The sequence below is a fragment of the Microbacterium sp. P5_E9 genome (genome assembly GCF_054049175.1).
In genome coordinates this window covers 1-518 of record NZ_JBFUMV010000162.1, presented here as the reverse complement: position 1 = coordinate 518, position 518 = coordinate 1, and the positions used below count along the sequence as shown (strand labels likewise).

The 518-nt window shown below is 63.3% G+C and carries 1 protein-coding gene and 1 pseudogene; both read left to right on the top strand.

Annotated elements, in window-relative coordinates:
* Positions 1 to 362, top strand: a 362-nt coding sequence (locus ACXJ3V_RS20780; RefSeq protein ID WP_457102249.1) for a thioesterase family protein, incomplete at its 5' end; no start/stop codon positions are given.
* A pseudogene (locus tag ACXJ3V_RS20775) lies at positions 359 to 518 on the top strand (Asp/Glu racemase); the annotation flags it as partial. The gene ACXJ3V_RS20780 and the pseudogene ACXJ3V_RS20775, both read left to right, overlap by 4 nt.

Sequence of the window (518 nt, the reverse complement as noted above, 5' to 3'; positions counted from 1 at the left end):
ACTACGTGCTGAACGCGGTTGCACTGTTCAATTTGGAACTCAGCCAAGGGCAGCCAGCGGAATGGCGCAAATCGCTGGGCGTCGACACCCCGTGCAAAGGCATGGCGCTCGAATTCCATCGCGCGCTCTGGCCGGAAGAGGAGATCGAGATGCGCCTGGACGTCACCGAGGTCAGACAGCATGGCTACGACATCCGCGTTGAGGCAACCCAGGCCGGCGGCGTGCGCATCTTCAGCGCTCGGTTCTCCCCCATTTGCATTCGACGTGACGCCCGGGTCAGGGCGCCCATTCCCGCGGCCCTGCTCGACGCATTGGCGCAGTTTCGCGCGGATTCTGAATCCGGCCAAGGACTTCCCCGATGAATCGTCTGATCCGCCTTGGCCAGATCGTGCCGAGCTCGAACACCACCATGGAAACCGAGGTCCCGGCAATGCTGCGAGCACGCGAGGCCTTGCATCCGGAGCGGTTCACCTTTCACTCCAGCCGCACGAGAATGCACCGGGTGACCGCCGAGGAAC